This window comes from Escherichia sp. 94.0001, assembly GCF_013369155.2.
GTDB lineage: Bacteria > Pseudomonadota > Gammaproteobacteria > Enterobacterales > Enterobacteriaceae > Escherichia > Escherichia coli_F.
Genome location: NZ_JABWMS020000218.1, coordinates 1 through 649, shown reverse-complemented (window position 1 = coordinate 649; position 649 = coordinate 1). Strand labels below are relative to the sequence as shown.

1 protein-coding gene is annotated in these 649 nt (G+C 56.2%); it reads left to right on the top strand.

Annotation, left to right across the window (positions count from 1 at the left end; all coding sequences use genetic code 11):
- Positions 1–649 (top strand): phage portal protein (locus HEN33_RS25335; RefSeq protein WP_183083536.1); only part of this gene is annotated, 649 nt, incomplete at both ends.

Below are 649 nucleotides of genomic sequence, written 5' to 3'. Positions count from 1 at the left end.
CCCGGGGGCAGATCAAAGAACTGCGTATTCTGGACTGGAGCCGGGTTGAACCTCTGGTGGCGGATGACGGCGAGGTGTTCTACCGCATCACGCCGGACCGGAACTGCGGGATCACGGAGGCGGTGACGGTGCCTGCCCGGGAAGTGATCCACGACCGGTTTAACTGTTTTTTTCATCCGCTTATAGGATTGCCGCCGGTGTATGCCGCCGGGCTGGCGGCCACGCAGGGGCATCATATTCAGGAAAATTCGACGTCTTTTTTCAGAAATGGCGGCAGGCCGTCCGGGGTGATTGAGATCCCCGGCAGTATTACGGAAGAAAATGCGAAAAAACTGAAGAGCAACTGGGACAGCGGGTATACAGGCGAAAATGCGGGGAAAACGGCCATTCTGAGCAACGGGGCAAAATACAACCCCACGACGTTTTCACCTGTGGATGCGCAGACGGTGGAACAACTGAAGATGACCGCTGAAATTGTCTGTTCGGTGTTCCGTGTCCCGGCCTACAAGATTGGCGTGGGACAACCGCCTTCCAGTGACAACGTGGAGGCGCTGGAGCAGCAGTATTATTCCCAGTGCCTGCAGACGCTGATTGAGTCCATTGAACTGTTACTGGATGAGGCGCTGGAAACGGGGGAAAACGAGAGTAC